The 15,847-nt window shown below is 48.6% G+C and carries 19 protein-coding genes; 11 read left to right on the top strand and 8 right to left on the bottom strand.

The genetic code is table 11. The annotated features are described in order from the left end of the window. The first annotated feature begins 80 nt into the window (after window positions 1-80). Window positions 81-791: a tubby C-terminal domain-like protein gene (locus KNP99_RS02865; RefSeq protein WP_215193028.1), complete on the top strand. Its 711-nt coding sequence runs from the start codon at window positions 81-83 to the stop codon at window positions 789-791. Window positions 792-1,035: 244 nt separating this feature from the next. Here KNP99_RS02865 and KNP99_RS02860 read toward each other — a convergent pair whose 3' ends face one another. Together KNP99_RS02860 and KNP99_RS02855 are read right to left on the bottom strand one after the other, a co-directional pair. After that, a complete protein-coding gene (locus KNP99_RS02860) occupies window positions 1,036-1,782 on the bottom strand; it encodes a class I SAM-dependent methyltransferase (RefSeq protein ID WP_214766168.1) in 747 nt (248 codons plus the stop codon). 180 nt (window positions 1,783-1,962) lie between these two features. Beyond that, on the bottom strand, window positions 1,963-2,583 hold the full coding sequence (locus tag KNP99_RS02855) for a lipopolysaccharide core heptose(II) kinase RfaY (protein ID WP_088837206.1): 621 nt from the start codon (window positions 2,581-2,583) through the stop codon (window positions 1,963-1,965). A 154-nt stretch (window positions 2,584-2,737) separates the two neighbouring features. On the opposite strand from KNP99_RS02855, the gene KNP99_RS02850 reads away from it, so the two are divergent. Genes KNP99_RS02850 through KNP99_RS02835 form a run of 4 tightly spaced genes read left to right on the top strand, consistent with a single transcriptional unit; the run spans window position 2,738 to window position 5,986 of the window. Further along, window positions 2,738-4,216: a carboxypeptidase M32 gene (locus tag KNP99_RS02850; RefSeq protein ID WP_088837205.1), complete on the top strand. Its 1,479-nt coding sequence runs from the start codon at window positions 2,738-2,740 to the stop codon at window positions 4,214-4,216. Then, window positions 4,216-4,941, top strand: coding sequence for a glycerophosphodiester phosphodiesterase (locus KNP99_RS02845; protein ID WP_251133038.1), 726 nt, complete (start codon window positions 4,216-4,218; stop codon window positions 4,939-4,941). The genes KNP99_RS02850 and KNP99_RS02845 overlap by 1 nt, the downstream gene beginning before the upstream one ends. Window positions 4,942-4,953: 12 nt before the next feature. Next, window positions 4,954-5,430, top strand: a complete 477-nt coding sequence (locus KNP99_RS02840) for a hypothetical protein (protein ID WP_088837203.1) — start codon at window positions 4,954-4,956, stop codon at window positions 5,428-5,430. Continuing rightward, window positions 5,420-5,986: a guanylate kinase gene (locus tag KNP99_RS02835; protein ID WP_088837202.1), complete on the top strand. Its 567-nt coding sequence runs from the start codon at window positions 5,420-5,422 to the stop codon at window positions 5,984-5,986. Before KNP99_RS02840 ends, KNP99_RS02835 begins: the two co-directional genes overlap by 11 nt. A gap of 207 nt (window positions 5,987-6,193) precedes the next feature. Here KNP99_RS02835 and KNP99_RS02830 read toward each other — a convergent pair whose 3' ends face one another. From KNP99_RS02830 to KNP99_RS02815, 4 genes are all read right to left on the bottom strand, one after another. Next, entirely contained in the window at window positions 6,194-6,730 is a 537-nt protein-coding gene (locus KNP99_RS02830; RefSeq protein WP_215193026.1) for a DUF402 domain-containing protein, read from the bottom strand. 66 nt (window positions 6,731-6,796) lie between these two features. Further along, window positions 6,797-7,288: a tetratricopeptide repeat protein gene (locus KNP99_RS02825; protein WP_088837199.1), complete on the bottom strand. Its 492-nt coding sequence runs from the start codon at window positions 7,286-7,288 to the stop codon at window positions 6,797-6,799. A gap of 68 nt (window positions 7,289-7,356) precedes the next feature. After that, a complete protein-coding gene (locus KNP99_RS02820; protein ID WP_088837198.1) occupies window positions 7,357-7,800 on the bottom strand; it encodes a MarR family winged helix-turn-helix transcriptional regulator in 444 nt (147 codons plus the stop codon). 67 nt (window positions 7,801-7,867) lie between these two features. Beyond that, the gene (locus KNP99_RS02815; protein ID WP_235195154.1) at window positions 7,868-8,956 is read right to left on the bottom strand and encodes a GTP pyrophosphokinase; all 1,089 of its coding nucleotides are present in this window, start codon (window positions 8,954-8,956) and stop codon (window positions 7,868-7,870) included. A 130-nt stretch (window positions 8,957-9,086) separates the two neighbouring features. Between KNP99_RS02815 and KNP99_RS02810 the strand changes: the two genes are divergently transcribed. Continuing rightward, complete coding sequence (locus tag KNP99_RS02810; protein WP_215193025.1) at window positions 9,087-10,223, top strand: Six-bladed beta-propeller, TolB-like protein; 1,137 nt, start codon at window positions 9,087-9,089, stop codon at window positions 10,221-10,223. A gap of 196 nt (window positions 10,224-10,419) precedes the next feature. Here the strand turns inward: KNP99_RS02810 and KNP99_RS02805 are convergent, their stop codons facing one another. Then, window positions 10,420-10,842 (bottom strand): organic hydroperoxide resistance protein, encoded by a 423-nt coding sequence (locus KNP99_RS02805; RefSeq protein ID WP_029330285.1) that lies wholly within the window; start codon window positions 10,840-10,842, stop codon window positions 10,420-10,422. Between the two features lie 106 nt (window positions 10,843-10,948). Between KNP99_RS02805 and KNP99_RS02800 the strand changes: the two genes are divergently transcribed. Then, a complete protein-coding gene (locus KNP99_RS02800; protein WP_214766158.1) occupies window positions 10,949-11,383 on the top strand; it encodes a MarR family winged helix-turn-helix transcriptional regulator in 435 nt (144 codons plus the stop codon). Window positions 11,384-11,403: 20 nt separating this feature from the next. On the opposite strand, the gene KNP99_RS02795 is transcribed toward KNP99_RS02800, so the two are convergent. Then, a complete protein-coding gene (locus tag KNP99_RS02795; RefSeq protein ID WP_029330281.1) occupies window positions 11,404-11,859 on the bottom strand; it encodes a hypothetical protein in 456 nt (151 codons plus the stop codon). A gap of 135 nt (window positions 11,860-11,994) precedes the next feature. Between KNP99_RS02795 and KNP99_RS02790 the strand changes: the two genes are divergently transcribed. From KNP99_RS02790 to KNP99_RS02775, 4 genes are all read left to right on the top strand, one after another. Continuing rightward, complete coding sequence (locus KNP99_RS02790) at window positions 11,995-12,498, top strand: PH domain-containing protein (RefSeq protein ID WP_088837195.1); 504 nt, start codon at window positions 11,995-11,997, stop codon at window positions 12,496-12,498. Next, window positions 12,495-13,946 carry a PH domain-containing protein gene (locus KNP99_RS02785; protein ID WP_214771094.1) on the top strand — a complete coding sequence of 484 codons (1,452 nt, stop codon included), beginning with the start codon at window positions 12,495-12,497 and terminating at the stop codon, window positions 13,944-13,946. Before KNP99_RS02790 ends, KNP99_RS02785 begins: the two co-directional genes overlap by 4 nt. 33 nt (window positions 13,947-13,979) lie before the next feature. Beyond that, a complete protein-coding gene (locus KNP99_RS15485) occupies window positions 13,980-14,921 on the top strand; it encodes an alpha/beta hydrolase (RefSeq protein WP_214766154.1) in 942 nt (313 codons plus the stop codon). A 132-nt stretch (window positions 14,922-15,053) separates the two neighbouring features. Beyond that, on the top strand, window positions 15,054-15,839 hold the full coding sequence (locus KNP99_RS02775; RefSeq protein WP_214808964.1) for a PP2C family serine/threonine-protein phosphatase: 786 nt from the start codon (window positions 15,054-15,056) through the stop codon (window positions 15,837-15,839). Window positions 15,840-15,847 lie beyond the last annotated feature (8 nt).

Below are 15,847 nucleotides of genomic sequence, written 5' to 3'. Positions count from 1 at the left end.
TTAGATAATCCTTACTATCGTAATCGTGCTAGTGTACACTAAAACCAGGATTAACGAGCGGGTATTAAAAGGAGGCAAGAATGACGATGGGTGAAATGTTGTTATTGTATGGATTATTGACGATTGGAATGGTCATCCGCTTCCTCTTAACCGGCATGTTTAGTTGGCTGGAATTTGGTCTGATTTCGCTGCTTCTGCTCGCAGCACTTGGTGGCGCGCTTCTCGATTACTGGCAAATCAGACGCGACATGCGGTACGTGGGACGCGCGAAGACGGTAGCGACACGTTGCGTCGAACGGACGACACGGCGACCGAAATACGTGCTGGAAGGTGCACAGCAGATTGGATCCTATCGACGGAGCTATCCAAAAGGATGGCAATTTTTGTTTGTTCAGCTCTCGGCAAAGCTGCGGGGGTGGTTCTTGAATCTGAACTTCAGTTTTTCCGACCGTACGTTTTCTTACGTCGAACAACGGAGTTCTCTTCTAGCGCGGAATCAAAAGTGGCTCGTCTACGAAAACGGTGAAGTCGTAGGCACGGTCCGGACCGACGCGTCACTGAAACGGATGAGTACGTTTAAAGAAGTCATGCTCCTGTCCTATCAAGACGTCGAGTACGAAGTCACGTCCTCGACGTTATCCTCAAAGATTAAAGTCTGGCGAGGGACTGAGGTGATTGCGACGAGTAAAGCGAACTTGCGGTCCGACGTAACGTTTAAAGTCAAGGAGCAGCAAAATCAGTCCCTGATCTTGTCGGTGCTCGTATTGTTCCATTATCATTTTCAATCGTAAGTCGAAAGAAATGAGTGTTCATGAAGCGCGTAATCATTCATTGGTGTATGATTTAGGAACACTTCAGTGAAAGACGGGAGGCATCGAGATGGATAAAACAGATGGCTGGATCATCGTCAGCGTATTGGTCGGATTGTATTTCGGGTTATTCGCTAAACCGAAACGCGTGACTGGAAAAAAAGCAAAGTGACAAAAAACCATGGAGGTCGTCCTCCATGGTTTTTTGTCAGGTGCACATCAGGGCTCACGTTGCTACGTTCTTTTTATATAGCAGAGGTCCATTATCGTGCTTTTTTTGAAACACTGCCGTCCACAGTCCAGTACGACCGAAAGTCGTCGCGGACGCCGGCATCATCGGCATCGGTCTGATTTCAATCACGTCGAAGTCAGCAAAAATCAACCGTAACTTCTCTTCCGTGAATCCTAATCCACCGTTTAAGCTGCGTGTCCGGTACACTTCCCAGTCGGAGATGTCGGATCCGCCGAGCTCACCGCCTTCGATAAAACAAGTCAGGGCGAAATGTCCGCCATGCTTTAAGGAATCGGTGACGAGCGTAAGATAATCGCGTCGGCGGTGCGGAGCGATATGGTGGAAGCAACCGGAATCGTAAACGATGTCATACGCCTCTTTAGCAAGGGGGAAATCAAAGATGTTCCGTTCGATGAAGTCGACGTCGAGCTGCTCCTCCTGCGCCCGTTCGCGCGCCCAGGCAAGCGACTGACGTGATAAATCGACAGCGGTCACGGTACATCCCTGTCTTGCAAAATACAGCGCGTTACGCCCCGGGCCGCAACCGAGCTCCAAAACGTGACCCGGTGCGATGATACCGCGTTCAAAATAACGGACGAGATTTTCGTCCGGCTTGTTGACGAAAAAAGGAATCCGTTTGTCACGGTCGGCGTAAAAATCATTCCAAAATGCGGTCGGTTCACGCAGTAAATCGTCAAGCATGTCAAGTAAATCATCGTGCGTTTGAATCATTTCTTTCATCTGTCGACCTACTTTCAAACAGGGTATGAATTGCTTTTCATCTATCCTGATTATACCAAAAAATGTATGACGAAAACGGATGAATTCTCCTGTTTCAGTAGTCGAGTTATGAAGTGAATCAGGAAAAACGTTACCGTATCTCATCGTTCATAAGATACGTTACCGCTTCATCTATCTGCGTCACCCGGTATTACGGTGTGACTCGAACATCCGGCGTTTATAAATATCGGCGACTGTGTTCAGAAAAGCCTCCGGCAGCTTTTTCGGAAAATACGATTTGCAATAAAAGTAATCATACCCGCGCTTTAAGTCGTCCCACTGTGAGCACGGTTCTGTCTGACGGAACCGTGCGACGTCGATGATCCGTGTCCCGTCTTTCGTCAGCATGATGTTGCGCAAGTGGATGTCGGACGGGTTTAAGCCGACGGAGCGTGCGTCCGCTAAAGCTTGATCGACAGAGCGGATGACGTCCCGGGGAATCAACGTCCCGTTGACGAGACAGTCGAACAACGTCTGTCCCTCGATGTATTCGATGACGAGGTAATCCGCCCCGTAGGCGTATTGTTTGGCGTACGTCGAAAACGACGACAATTGCTCATAAATCGCTCCTTCAAGGACGGCAAGATGACGATGGCTAGGGAAAAATTTTTTGATGACGCGGTCCGTTCCTTGAATCCGAAACACGAAGGCACTTCGTCCCGTACCAATCCAGTCTAACTCAGGTGGTTGACCGGTAATCAGTTGCGTTTGTCCGTTTGACTCGATGGTGATGGCTGTCGCCAGTTCTTGATCTGTTTTCACGTGTGGTCCATCCTTTCTCCGTTACATTGATTATATAATTTATACGTTCAAATGACCACAAAGGTTTCAGGAGATGTTCCTGTATGAATGTTTTGAACATTTTGTGATATGCTAAAAAACGTAGACCATTACATATTTTAAGGGGGATTTTAGAATGAATACGTTACAACAGTGGCGCGACCATTTCGACGCACTTGGTGCCTATGAGGAAGCAGTCGCTTTACTCTACTGGGACATGCGGACATACATGCCGGAACAATCAGCGCCGAACCGCTCGAAATCACTCGGTTTCTTATCGACAGAAAGTTTCCGTCGCCGGACAGGGGAACAGTACCAGTCCTTGTTAGGCGCGATGGGGCAAGAATCGTTGACGGGACTCGATGCGATCTCGTACGAGAAAGCGAAACAGGCATTTGATCGGGACTCAAAAATTCCGGAAGCGGAATATCAAGCCTTTGTGACATTGATTTCGGAAGCGGAAAGTGTTTGGGAAAAAGCGAAGGATGCGAATGACTGGGCGATGTTCGAACCATTCTTAGAAAAAATCGTCGCGACAGAACGTAAATTCGTCGAGTACTGGGGATACGAAAATCACCCATACGACGCATTGCTCCATGACTATGAGCCAGGAATGACGGTCGCTCAGCTCGATCCATTGTTCGCGGAGCTCCGTCAAGCAATCATCACGTTGCTCACCGATCTTGATGGGAAAACATTCCCGAAACTCGATTGGTCAGCAGACCGGGAGACACAAATTAAGCTCAATCACGAGTGGTTGAACGATATCGGTTATGATTTTACAGCCGGTCGCTTGGACGAGACGGTTCATCCGTTCCAAACGACAATCAATCGCAAAGATGCCCGTGTCACGACGAAATATGATGAAGCGGATTACCGGAACTCTGTTTTCGGGACGATGCACGAAGCCGGTCACGCGACGTACGAACAAGGCATCGATCCGGAACTCGACTCCCTTGGTCTCGGTGAAGGAGCATCGATGGGGATTCATGAATCACAATCATTGTTTTTTGAGAACTTCATCGGACGCAACCGTGGTTTCCTCGAAGCACGTTATACAGGGTTGCAAGCTGCGATTCCTTCATTGACGGACGTTCCATTCGAAACATTTTATGCTGCCGTTAACGAAGTCAAACCATCGTTGATCCGGATTGAGGCGGATGAACTGACATACGCGATGCATATCATTATCCGCTACGAACTTGAAAAACGTCTCATCACGGGTGAACTCGAAGTCAAGGCACTGCCAAAGGAATGGAACCGCCTTTATAAAGAATACCTTGGAGTCGATGTCCCATCGAACGCACAAGGTGTCTTACAAGACGTTCACTGGTCAGGTGGTTCGTTCGGTTACTTCCCGAGCTATGCGCTCGGACTCGTCTACAGTGCCCAGTTGAACGAAGCGATGCGTCGGGATGTTAAAGACATCGACGAACTGATTGCAAGCGGTTCGTTTACACCGATCAAAAATTGGTTAAAGGAAAATATCCACCAACACGGAAAAGCGAAGACGCCGGCCGAATTGATTGAAGCAGCGACCGGGCAATCGATTACGGTCCAACCGTTGATTGATTACTTGACGAAGAAATATACACGCGTCGTCGAAACGCTGTGATGCAATGGTTTGCCCACCGCGGCGCAAGTGACGCGTTTCCGGAAAATACGCTCGAGGCGTTCAAAGCAGCCTTACCGGACGTCGATGGCATCGAATTCGATGTCCATTTCTCAAAAGACGGCGTCGGAATCGTCATTCATGACGAAACGGTCGACCGGACGACGGACGGAACAGGGCGTGTCGTTGATCTTACGCTTGCAGAACTCAAACAATTGAATGCGGGAGCGCGCTTTAAAGGTACGGGACCGCAGCGTGCGATGATTCCGACACTTGACGAAGTCTTAGAGCTCGTGGCGCCAACGCAAATCGTCCTCAACATCGAACTGAAGACGGATACAATCCGTTATGAAGGTCTCGAGGCCTACGTCGTCGAACGGTGCCGTGCCCATCAGCTTGCACCAGATCGATTAATCTTCAGTTCCTTCAATCATTACTCGATTGATACGATTCGTCAGCTTGATCCGTCGCTCGAGACAGCACTGCTCTATCCGTATCCCTTGTTTCACCCGGAGCAACAAGCGAAGCAGCTCGGGGCGAAGGGCATTCATCCGGATTATCGTCGCGTGACGGCAGAAGACGTCGCACTGGCTCACGCAGCAGGAATTTCCGTCCGTGTCTATACTCCGAAGTCGGCAGAGGATGTCAGACGGATGGAGGCAATCGGCATTGATGCCGTCATCGTCAATGATCCAAAAGGATTCAAAGCGCGCCTGTCGATCGACTAAGGAGGAAGCGTCATGCGGAAGGGGTATGTGTTGACAATCATAGCTTCACTGATTGCGCTTGGCATCGGTCTCGAGATTGGTTTTCAAAAAATACCACAACCGCAACCGAAACAAGTTGCACAGTCAGCGACACGACCGGATGACTTCCAAGCAGGACTTCAAGACGCAAAAACCGAATTAGAGACCGTACAACGTTTTTCTTTAAAGAGTACGATTGAACATGACCTGAAAAGCGAGACGTGGATTTATGCGACACCGACACCGGAACGTATTGCCGTCGACTGGTACTACGTCGCAAGCTATCCGGAACAACGTGTCCAGATGACCCGAAATGATGTCGCGCGCATCATTGAATACGATCGGTATCTCGTCGTCATCCGTTCGATTTACGGGGTCGTCGACGATAGCGAACTCGAACAATTCGCGCTGCGTGTTTCGGGGTATTTCATGACTAGGCAACAACAAAAGGAGGATGACGATGTCAGGTAAAATCATTCTATTGATTGGTGGATCGGGCAGCGGGAAGTCGTCCTTAATCAAACGATTACGACACGAGTATGAACATGTCCGGTTCATTCCCTCCGTGACGACACGACCGAAACGCCCGACCGAACAAGATGGGGAAAGTTATCATTTCGTCGACGTAAAAACGTTCCAGCAATTGATTCAAGAGACGGGGTTCATCGAGTACGCCCATGTCCACCGGGCGTGGTACGGAACACCCCGGCAAGCGTATGAGGACGTCCTGACGACGAACGGCATCGTCATCAAAGACATCGATCCGAAAGGTGCGGCAGCATTCAAGGAATTGTTCGAAGACCGTGTCATCACGATTTTCGTGTCCGTTCCACCTGATCTGATGAAAGAACGTCTGTTGATGCGCGGGGATACACCTGAGTTCGAAGCACGGCTCATCGATTACTCGGAAGCTTGGAAAGACCGGGACCACTATGATTATATGATTGAAAACATTGATTTTGAACAGGCCTACGCGGAGTTACTTGGGATCATCTCGGAGTATATCCCAGGACAGCCATCATCGTAAAAAAAGCAGGGAAGACACATTCTTCCCTGCTTTTGTTTTGAGGTAAAGATAAAAGTGTCAACACCAAAATTAATAGACGAGCGATGGATTGGATTAACCATCTACATCGATCGTCTTCTTTGTGTCATTATTTTACAGTTGGTGGAAATTAGTGATTCCCGTGAAAAGCGAAGGGGAGCACGTAAGATGAATCGAGAAGCGCTTGAATCAGTTGACGCGATGCGCTAGCCGGAACAGATGCTGTTGAAGAAACCCGTCGAACGGAAACCGTCCCTCGGTCACGCGTTTAATCAAGTCCGTCAAGGCAGCTTCCGCTTGTTCAATCAGTCGGGCAGGATAGGCGAACGTCCGTTGATTGACGAGGAACTCGTCCCGGTCGACGACCTGCCAGGTACCTGCTTGATTGCGGACGTAATCGAGGTCGAGGTCGACGAAGGAAAGGGTATCCCCGTCGAGCCGTGGGGGCAGGCAGACGTTGCAGTGATAGGAGGCACCGTATGCATCGAAGTCGATATTGACCGTAAACGGCGCATTCAGGGGATAAAACTCAAGCGACTGTGTCGCGTAGGTAAAGGTCTGTCCCCGTGTGTGATGGACCAGTCTTCTGCCTGCTTGTCCATGGACGAGCACGTAGTCGTCTGTTTTTATCAGCATGTTGCCAGTCCACTCGTAATGGGGGCGGTCGGGATACTTATAGGCAATGATCGTCAGGACTGACGGTTGTGCCTCTGCTGGTCGTTTCATGAACAAGCTCCTTTCGCGCTAATAGAGGAAGAGAAGGAATCATTGAACGGTTAAGCGGGCAGTCGGTTACGTCTTTGAGACGTCATGTAAATGGTCGCGGTAATAACGGAGGGCTTGTCTGTAAGTATGGACGTCGGAGTCCGGCGTCATCGTCGTGATGACGTCAAGTAACTGTTGCATCGCTTCCTCATGCTGCTTGAGATTAAACAGCGTCAAGGCTAAAAACGTCTTCAGTCCCGTGCTGTCGGGGAAACGTACTAAGCCTTCCGTAAAGGTGTCATGCGCAGCAGCGTATTGTCCGAGCGCCCGGTATGTACTGCCGAGCCCGATGAAGGCGTCCGTCAAAAACCTTGTGTCGAGGCCGTTTGCGATCGCAAACTCATAATGCGGAACGGCAGCCTGCTCCTCGCCGAGGTTATCGAAGCACCAGGCCATCTGGAAATGGTAGTAAGGGTTCGTACGATCGGTTTCTAACAGCTCACGCATCATCTGTTTTGCTTGCTCGTACTGTTTCGACTGACGGAGCGTCGTCACCTGCTCTAAAGTAGCATGCGTCATCTCATCATCCTCCAATTCGGTTGCTAGTACAAAAAACCCTCCAGCTCGGTCAGCTAGAGGGGGAAATGTTAATCCTGTTGCTCGAGTTTCGTCAAGAGTGTCCGGAACGTATCAAGTTCTGCATCTGAAAACGCGGAGAAAACGTCCGACAGGTACTCCATCTTCATTGCTTCAAGTTTCCCGTACAGTTCAATTCCGTCCGGTGTTGCCCGGAGCTCGACGACACGGCGGTCGAGTTCACTGCGTTCGCGTGAAATCAAGCCTTTTTTTGTCAATTCGTCAGCAAGTGCGGTAATCATACTTGCAGAGAACTGGAATTCATTCGACAGGGCGGATGCGATTTGTGGACTTTGCCCGCAAAGCGACTTCAAAATGAAGAATTCATTCCGTGTCAAATAGGTCGTGAACATGCTGCGAACATCTTTTTTGATGGCGCGGTAGTTCATGCGGAGTCCTTTTTCTGTATCGACGATCAATTGATCGCGTTGTGCTACTTCGATTGTCGTTGCCATGTTTAGCTTCACTCTTTCCATACGATAGTTTCGTTACCCGCCATTTAGTATAGTGAAAAATTTTAGTTTAATCAATATTTTTCTCTTGAATCATCTCATCATGCGACGGCTGAACTTTTGTAATGATTTCCGTGACGTTCCGAAGTTCCGGATAGAAACGACGGAAAAAGTAATCGATCCGGTGCGTGTCGTTCCCGGCAATCGTCACGGCCATACAGATGTAGGCGATACCGATGCCTTGGCGCGGCAAAAAAGGATTCGGCATGACTTGAGCGCATTTTAAGGCGAGTGTGCTATGACTCGAGACGGCATCGATTAGTTCACCGTAATTGCGGATGTCGACGTAATGGAACATCCGGATCAACTCATTAATCAGTTGCTGGTCGGAATCGAGCATCATTTGTGACGTGACGAGTCGCTTGTCGAGCTCGCTGATGACAGGGGAGTGGTCAATGAAATAGTTTAAGTTATCGGACGTGATCCGGACTTTATACGGGTCCGATAAGATCTGTTGGACGGTCTCATCCTCGAATTGTTTGAGTTGCTTTTTGATGTTGACGAATTCTTGATCGGCGATCTCAAGCAGTCCGGCGACGCGGCTGAAACTGCGCCGGACTTCTGCCGGGACGCTGTTCGGATTTTTATACCCTAAGTCATGTTCAATCTCTGCCCAGGCGTGTTGCAAAATCGAACGGATTTGAATTTCTGCCGTATGTGACTTGAAGCGGCCGTATTCACTTAAGGCCAGGCGTTGTTCACTCAGGGCGGCAACAAAGTGGACAGACAAGTAGCCGAACTCCGTCGTATCGAGCAACGTCGATTTATCGACGGATTGATCGCGGTCGATCGAAAATTCATTTTCAATGATACGGGCAGCTTCCCGGACGTCGTCGTGGAAATAGGTGACGATCCGGATTCCCGTCAAATCGTGGACGTCCTTGAGCGATCGGTATTTGTTCGGTTGCCGTAAGACTTTTTGGTAGAGGCTTTCCGAATCCTTCGTCCGTGAGACGATCGAATGGTATTTGATTCCGGCCGCGTCGAGCAGCTCGGATAATAAAATTTTTAGTTTATCTGCGAACGCGTCATAATCTTCCTTATCATTGACGTATTCGAGCATCATCGTATTCAAGTCTTGTGCGTGCAAGCGAATCACCTTCCCCATCGTGGTATTATCTAGCTGTATTGTATCATTCGTATTCCGTAGACGCACGAAATGACCTTGTTTCAAGCGGGACCAATCGTGGGAAAAGAACAGTAGAACATGCTTAGGAGGGGTGCACAAGATGGAAATACTAGACGCGCGTGCGTTACCAGCGGATCACTCGGACATACTTCATGTCACGCCATCTTCGATTTACTTCAGACGAAAAGTCAATGCCGAACAGTACCATATCAGCCGGTTCGACCTCGAGGATCAAGAACAAGTTGATTTGTCGCAAGACGTTTTGACGGATCACGGACCGACCCGTCCGTTCGTCAAACACCAGAAAGTCTATTGCTTGAACGAACACGACCGGGCGAACGGGGGAGCGACGGAGTTATTGACGATTGATCTCTTATCCGGGAAGACGGAACAGGTCGCGACGTTCAACGTCCCGGGTGATTTGTCACTGTACTGGGTCCTCAATGAACGCTACATGGTACTGCTCCACGTCGACCGTGTGACGTCTGCCTTTTTATATGACACGAAGACGAAGCAACAACACTTGATCCATGACAAGCGGCTGTACGGGATGACGGAAAATTACCGGGAACTGTACTTTTTCCTCGTCACACTCCAAGACGTCGATTATATCGTCTGCAACACGCGCCTCGACGAATTTTCCTTTTATGATGCCCTCGAAAGCGGCTTGATTTCTCCGGAAGATCCAATTGATCACTCGGAAGGGTTATTAATCGCTTCACTTGAGACGATCGTTTCGGAAATCGAACTAGGGACAGAAGTCCTGTCCTTCAAGACACTCTTACGCCTTGACGGGGAAGGGGATACGGTGCAGTACCTCGGGGAACAAGCCGGATTTTTGATTTTCAGTGCCTATACGGACCGTTTGAACGAAGAAGTGTTTTATCAAATCCGTGACGAAACGGACGTGACGGAGCTTGAACGGATCCGCTGGAGTGATTATGAAGCATTTGATTTTACGTATGATGACGTCGAATCGACGATCTTTATCGTCAACGACCGGTCGGAGCAACACCATGAAGTGATTAATTTACGAACGGGAGCCCGTTTTTTAGACCGGGATCCGTTCGAACGCGTCTTGCGTGATCGCTTTTATGTACATGAAACGATCGGAGAAGATGCCGAGCCGATGGTGACGATTATTGACGCCGAGCGGTATGTCCGGCACCGGTTCGATGATGCCTATTACATGATCGTCTCCGGCGAGTTGGTCATTTTATCCGTCAACCAACTGTAAAGCGAACAAACGAAGAAAACACACTGTTAATAGAAGTGTGTTTTCTAAAATAACGGACTATTTATTTCATTTACCGTAATTAATTATTAAATTTTTAACGCAAAAGACACACGGTACCTCAAAATACATCCCATTGACAATAAAAAAATACCCCTTTCTAGTAGATATCACTAGAAAAGGGCAGACAATGTTATGCTTATGCTGCGTCAGTCGTACGTGTGAAAACATCGACTTGGATGTTTCCAGCTGTCGCGCGTGAGTAAGGGCAAACTGTGTGTGCGATTTTTGCAAGTTCGGCAGCTTGTTCTTCCGATACACCACGGACGAGAACATCAAGTTCAACAGATAAAGCGAATCCGTCTGCTGCTTCGTTCAACGTAACGTGTGCCGTTACTTCGCTTCCATCATGTTTGATGCCTTGTTTACGTGCAACAAGATTTAATGCAGAATCAAAGCAAGCAGAGTATCCAGCAGCAAACAATTGCTCCGGATTTGTCGCTGATTTTTTAGATCCTGGGACTGGCATGGCGAGAGCGACGTCTAAAACGCCATCTTCTGAAACGACGCGTCCGTCGCGTCCTCCGACTGCTGTAGCTGATGATGTGAACATTGGTTTCATAATCAATAACTCCCTTTCGTTGATTCCTTATTATTAAGTAGCTTACAATTAGATTGTATACAATTTAAAAAAGAAAGCAAGTACTTTGCTTCCGAGGAGGACTATCATGTCAAACCCATTATCGTTAGATGAACAACTTTGTTTTCCCTTTTATTCGATTTCGCGGGAAATCACGAAACGTTATCGTCCGTTGCTCGAACCACTTGGACTGACGTATCCGCAATATTTAGTCATGCTCGTTTTATGGGAAGAAGATCAACAATCCTTGAAAGCCGTCGGTGAACGGTTGCATTTGGATTCGGGGACGCTAACCCCGTTATTGAAAAAGCTCGAAGCATCAGAGTTAATTCGACGCGTCCGCAATAAGAAAGATGAACGACATATCCAAATCACGTTGACAGACAAAGGGCATATGTTGCGCGAGCAAGCGGAACAAGTTCCGCTCGCCTTAAAAGAGACACTCGGCGTGTCGGAGGAGGATTTAGAACGTGTCAAACAAACGTTAAATCAATTGGTTATAAAAATGAACGGAACTGAATGATTCAGTTCCGTTCATGTTCGTTATTTACGGCGGAAACCTTCTTCTTCAAGATAGTTTGCCGCTTCTTTGTATGAATTGAAGGCACCATCGAGCAAGTCGCCTGCATATACGAGCCATGTATCGAGGTCTTCATTCAAAAGTGTGAGTTCGAACTGGTTATCGTTGACCCACGTTTCTTCGAGCGTCTCGACCGTCTCGACCGTCGATAACGATTTGATTGCATCTTCAAGCAAAAGAATCAAGGCAGGAGCAGAAAACTCACGGATGTTGACGAGTCCTTTGTTATCGACTTCGTAGCCCGGTAATCCGGCGGCATAGACGAATCCGTTCCCGTTCGGATGAAGGTGATAGACGACGATTTTTTTCTCAAACTGACTTTCAGGAAAGTGGAAATTGACACGGTTCAGTGAAACATCTTTTCGGACGAGTTGTGGAAACGACTCAATGATGTTTAATTTTTCTTCAAATGTTAGCATGGTACCTCCTAGAATTACATTTCTACTCTTCTATATATGCGATGATTTCGGGTCAAATGTCAATGTTCGATTTAAGCCGAGTGAAACTTATTGACGATGGACTCCGTAGTTTTAAGAGAAAGGAAGTGGGAACAGATGCAATCTTCAACCTTAGAAAGTGGCTGGCAACGGTTATCACTCGACTCCGTCAAAGTCGAACGGCAATATGTGGCGATACGGTTTAGTTTGTATGCGCTTTTGATTGCCGTCATGACAACCGTCCAAATTGTGTGGCTCGACTTATCTCCGTGGTGGATGTGGATCGTGACAGGACTCGTGGCCGCGTTATTCATCTTAAAGTTTTATTACATACCGCGTCTGCGTTACGACTATTTCCGTTATCAGGTCGATGAAGAATTTTTAGGCGTCAAGTCAGGCGTCATCTTCCGTAAAATCGAAATCATACCACTCGTCAAAGTTCAGTTCATCGATACATCGACCGGTCCCTTGTTACGTCGCGCCGGCTTGATGAACATCAAAGTCAATACGGCATCCGGATTTGCGGAAATCCAGCGTCTCGAGGAACGACGCACACTCGAATTAAGACGCCATATCGAACGCTTCGCGAAACTCGAGGAGCAAGAGGAGGAATCCCTATGACACGTCGCGTCCACCCGTTATTCATCTTGATGTCGACGCTGACGCATCTCCGGTCGACGGTCATCCCGCTCGCTTTTTTATTGTTCAATGATTTAAAGAACGATGGATTCGGTTGGTATACAATCATCGGCTTTAGTGTTTTTTGTCTCGTTCTTCTCATTTCTGGAATCACTTCTTGGTATTTTTATACGTTTACGATTGATGACCAAGCGATTCGTGTCAACAAAGGCGTCTTCCGTAAAAGTGAACGGACGACACAACGGCGGCGGATTGAATCCGTCGGCATCAACCAAAACCTGCTCGAGCGTCTGCTCGGTTTAGCGACGCTGTCCGTCGAAACGTCTTCTGAAGGCGGTGAACCGGAAGTCGAATTAAAAGGTGTCCGGCTCGCGTTCGCTACTTCCTTGAAGTCGACGATTAAAGAAGAGGACGAACAGATAGAACAAACAGAGACGATGGACTCGTTTCGTGTCAGCTTGTCCGACCTGTTTTTTGCCGGCGCCTTGTCCGGTCGTCTCGGACTGGCGCTAGTCGGTTTCTTTGCAGGGTATCAACTGATTGATCAATATATCGAAAAGTATGTCGATCGTGTCTTTAATGAATTGGCGCATTTATCACTCATCCTCCTGATTGGAATCGGGTTGCTTGTCTTACTCCTCGCCTACATCGGATCGATTGTCGTCTACGTCGTTCGTTACGGTTCGTTCGAAGCGACACTTAAAGATGAACGGCTGACCATCCGTTACGGATTACTGAACCGGACGGAAGTCATCTTTCACCAGGATAAGGTCCAAGCCTTATTCATCGAGGAAAACTGGATCAAACGACGGTTCAAGCGTGCCCACCTGTCACTCAACGTCATATCGGCGAACGGGAAGGAAGAGCAGATGTTGTTCCACCCCTTCATCCGGGAATCGGAAATCGACGCCTTCCTCGACCGGTTTCTGCCGCGCTTCAAACGTGTCAAACCGATGCAACATGCGACCGACCGCGGATTCTTCTATGTCATCCGTTGGCGGCTCGTCCGGTATATTGTCTTGTTTTCAGCAGTCAATGCCGGACTCGTCTATTTTTTGACGAGCCCGCTTAAATGGATTGGCATGCTGGTGTACCTGGTTTTACCGCTCTATTACGTTGTTGCCCGGACGGGGTACCGCAATACGTGTTACGGGTTCGAACAGGAGTTGTTCGTCTTACGTCGCCAACTCGTCAACCGGGAAACGATTTATGCACCGCGTTTAAAAATCGAAGCTTTGTCGGGACACGTCTCCCGTTTTCTCGAACAAAAGGACTTGCTGAAGTTTGAAATCAATCTGCGTGGTAAAGGACATTTGAACGCAGGTTATTTTACACATAAGCAATTTGAGGACGTCCGGACCTGGTACCAACGCTCTTTTCTGAAAACAGACCGTGCAGAAGCAGGGGACATACGGTATGATAACGAATAACGCGTTATATAGGAAAAGAGAGGAGTTCATGTTGTGCGAAAAGGACTAGCAATCGTACTCGCGATACTACTCGTATTCATCGGATTAATCAGTTTTGACGGATACCGCATTCAAAAAACATTAGTCGGCGAGTCGGAAGCGTCACCGATTCTTGCGGGTAAACCGGCTGATGAATCAAGTGACGCCGTGACCAAGGCAACTGAATGGTCTGCTGCCCAACCGTTCGAACAGAAGACGTTCGAGACGGATGGACGCGTTCATCACGCAGACTATCTACCTGCAACAGAATCAACAAACAAATCGGTCATTCTCGTCCCGGACGAGGAACAAGCGACGCCGGACGGAGTTGCACCACTCGTGCAGCTGTATCATGAACAATTCGGCTACAATGTCTTAGTCGTCGAACGACGGGGGCAGCCTGAAAACGGTGGGAAAAAGAATTACGGCTGGCTCGATCGGCTTGATTTGATTGAATGGACGAAACGACTTCTCGAAGAAACAGGGGACGAGAGTCACATCGCCTATCACGGGCTTGGTGTCGGCGGGTCGACCGCATTACTCGCAGCTGGAGAAGAAATGTTACCGACACAAGTCAAAGTCGTCATCTCTGAAGGTGCCTACGCCCGATTTGATGACTGGCTCAATCATTTAGCGGATCGACAGATCAGTTATCCCGCAGGACCGTCACTCGCGATGGCGAGCACGTTCAATAAATTCGAACAGGACTTCTTTTACGGTGACGTGTCAGTGACACGACAAACGAGCAAAATCATGATTCCGACACTGTTCATCCATGGGACGGACGATCAACTCATGCCATCGCGGATGGTTTATGAACTGTATCAAGCAAAACCTGGATTGAAGCAGTTATATCCGGTCCGAGGAGCGGGTCATGGTCAAACGTATCTCGAAGATCAAGTCAACTATCAAAAACGCTTAAAATTATTCATCCAGCCATTCATGACAACGAATTAAGCCGCATCCCTCACGTCACTACAGCCGTAGTCGAAGTGGGGGACTTTTTTTGGATTAATGAAAGGGAAAATGTTCCAAATGACAGCAGGTGTGGTATTCTCGATAGAACAGACAAAATAGGGGGAGTCAGGCATGTTTAGCTGGGTCGGAAGTGAAGAAGCGTATGTCGATCAAATCGACATACGGCAGGTGGGTCCGGTCGTTCTCGGACGGTTCGGTGGCTGCTCGACGGCGGGTCAAACAAAAAACGAAGATGGTTGTCTCGTCATGACGGGGACGGACTGGGAGTTGACCGTCTTACTCGATGCCCATAATTCGGCAGAAAGTGCCGAACTCGTGGCGGAGCAATTTTTGATGTATCAAGAGCGGTTGCATCAGCAACTCGAACAAGCAGCCGAGTCAGTCCTTCCGACGTTCGAACACATCATCCTCGAACTATTGACGGAAGACACATTTCGCGCACGATGCGAGACGTGTCGGGGGGAGACGGCTTGTTTAGTCGTCGTCCGGAAAGGAAACTATGTTTTTTGGTTGTCGGTTGGAGATTGCATCGCGCATCTGTTCCATCCGGAGCTTGCCGGGTTAGGTCAACACAGTCTCAATCAACGGCAATTCTTTGAATGGATCGGACAAGTCAATACGTTTGCGTTACCTGTCCCGTGTTATACCCGCGGCATCCGTGAACTGCGTCAGGGACACAACCGGATCTTTTTGACGACGGACGGACTCGTCGAATGTCCCGGTGAACCGTTCAGCGATGCGACGGACATCGGTCGCGCGTTTCGCGATACGGAGGCGCAGGATGCCGTTTTGACCTTGTTGACGACGATCAAGCACCATGCTGTCCGGGACAGTACGACGATCTTGACGTGGTCGATCGATGTTACAGGTGACGTGACACAACCGAGTAATGCTTAGGCATGAAC

This window comes from Exiguobacterium sp. s95, from assembly GCF_018618655.1.
Lineage (GTDB): Bacteria > Bacillota > Bacilli > Exiguobacteriales > Exiguobacteriaceae > Exiguobacterium_A > Exiguobacterium_A oxidotolerans.
Note: the sequence above shows the minus strand (reverse complement) of the source record. Positions and strands in the feature narration are given on the sequence as shown.

Bases quoted from the DNA above. Each gene is read 5' to 3' on its own strand.
- KNP99_RS02775 (WP_214808964.1), top strand. From the start codon at position 15,054: ATGTTTAGCTGGGTCGGAAGTGAAGAAGCGTATGTCGATCAAATCGAC.
- KNP99_RS02835 (WP_088837202.1), top strand. From the start codon at position 5,420: ATGTCAGGTAAAATCATTCTATTGATTGGTGGATCGGGCAGCGGGAAG.
- KNP99_RS02845 (WP_251133038.1), top strand. From the start codon at position 4,216: ATGCAATGGTTTGCCCACCGCGGCGCAAGTGACGCGTTTCCGGAAAAT.
- KNP99_RS02840 (WP_088837203.1), top strand. From the start codon at position 4,954: ATGCGGAAGGGGTATGTGTTGACAATCATAGCTTCACTGATTGCGCTT.
- KNP99_RS02790 (WP_088837195.1), top strand. From the start codon at position 11,995: ATGCAATCTTCAACCTTAGAAAGTGGCTGGCAACGGTTATCACTCGAC.
- KNP99_RS02850 (WP_088837205.1), top strand. From the start codon at position 2,738: ATGAATACGTTACAACAGTGGCGCGACCATTTCGACGCACTTGGTGCC.
- KNP99_RS02860 (WP_214766168.1), bottom strand. From the start codon at position 1,782: ATGAAAGAAATGATTCAAACGCACGATGATTTACTTGACATGCTTGAC.
- KNP99_RS02820 (WP_088837198.1), bottom strand. From the start codon at position 7,800: ATGGCAACGACAATCGAAGTAGCACAACGCGATCAATTGATCGTCGAT.
- KNP99_RS02785 (WP_214771094.1), top strand. From the start codon at position 12,495: ATGACACGTCGCGTCCACCCGTTATTCATCTTGATGTCGACGCTGACG.
- KNP99_RS02865 (WP_215193028.1), top strand. From the start codon at position 81: ATGACGATGGGTGAAATGTTGTTATTGTATGGATTATTGACGATTGGA.
- KNP99_RS02810 (WP_215193025.1), top strand. From the start codon at position 9,087: ATGGAAATACTAGACGCGCGTGCGTTACCAGCGGATCACTCGGACATA.
- KNP99_RS02805 (WP_029330285.1), bottom strand. From the start codon at position 10,842: ATGAAACCAATGTTCACATCATCAGCTACAGCAGTCGGAGGACGCGAC.
- KNP99_RS02830 (WP_215193026.1), bottom strand. From the start codon at position 6,730: ATGAAACGACCAGCAGAGGCACAACCGTCAGTCCTGACGATCATTGCC.
- KNP99_RS02800 (WP_214766158.1), top strand. From the start codon at position 10,949: ATGTCAAACCCATTATCGTTAGATGAACAACTTTGTTTTCCCTTTTAT.
- KNP99_RS02825 (WP_088837199.1), bottom strand. From the start codon at position 7,288: ATGACGCATGCTACTTTAGAGCAGGTGACGACGCTCCGTCAGTCGAAA.
- KNP99_RS02795 (WP_029330281.1), bottom strand. From the start codon at position 11,859: ATGCTAACATTTGAAGAAAAATTAAACATCATTGAGTCGTTTCCACAA.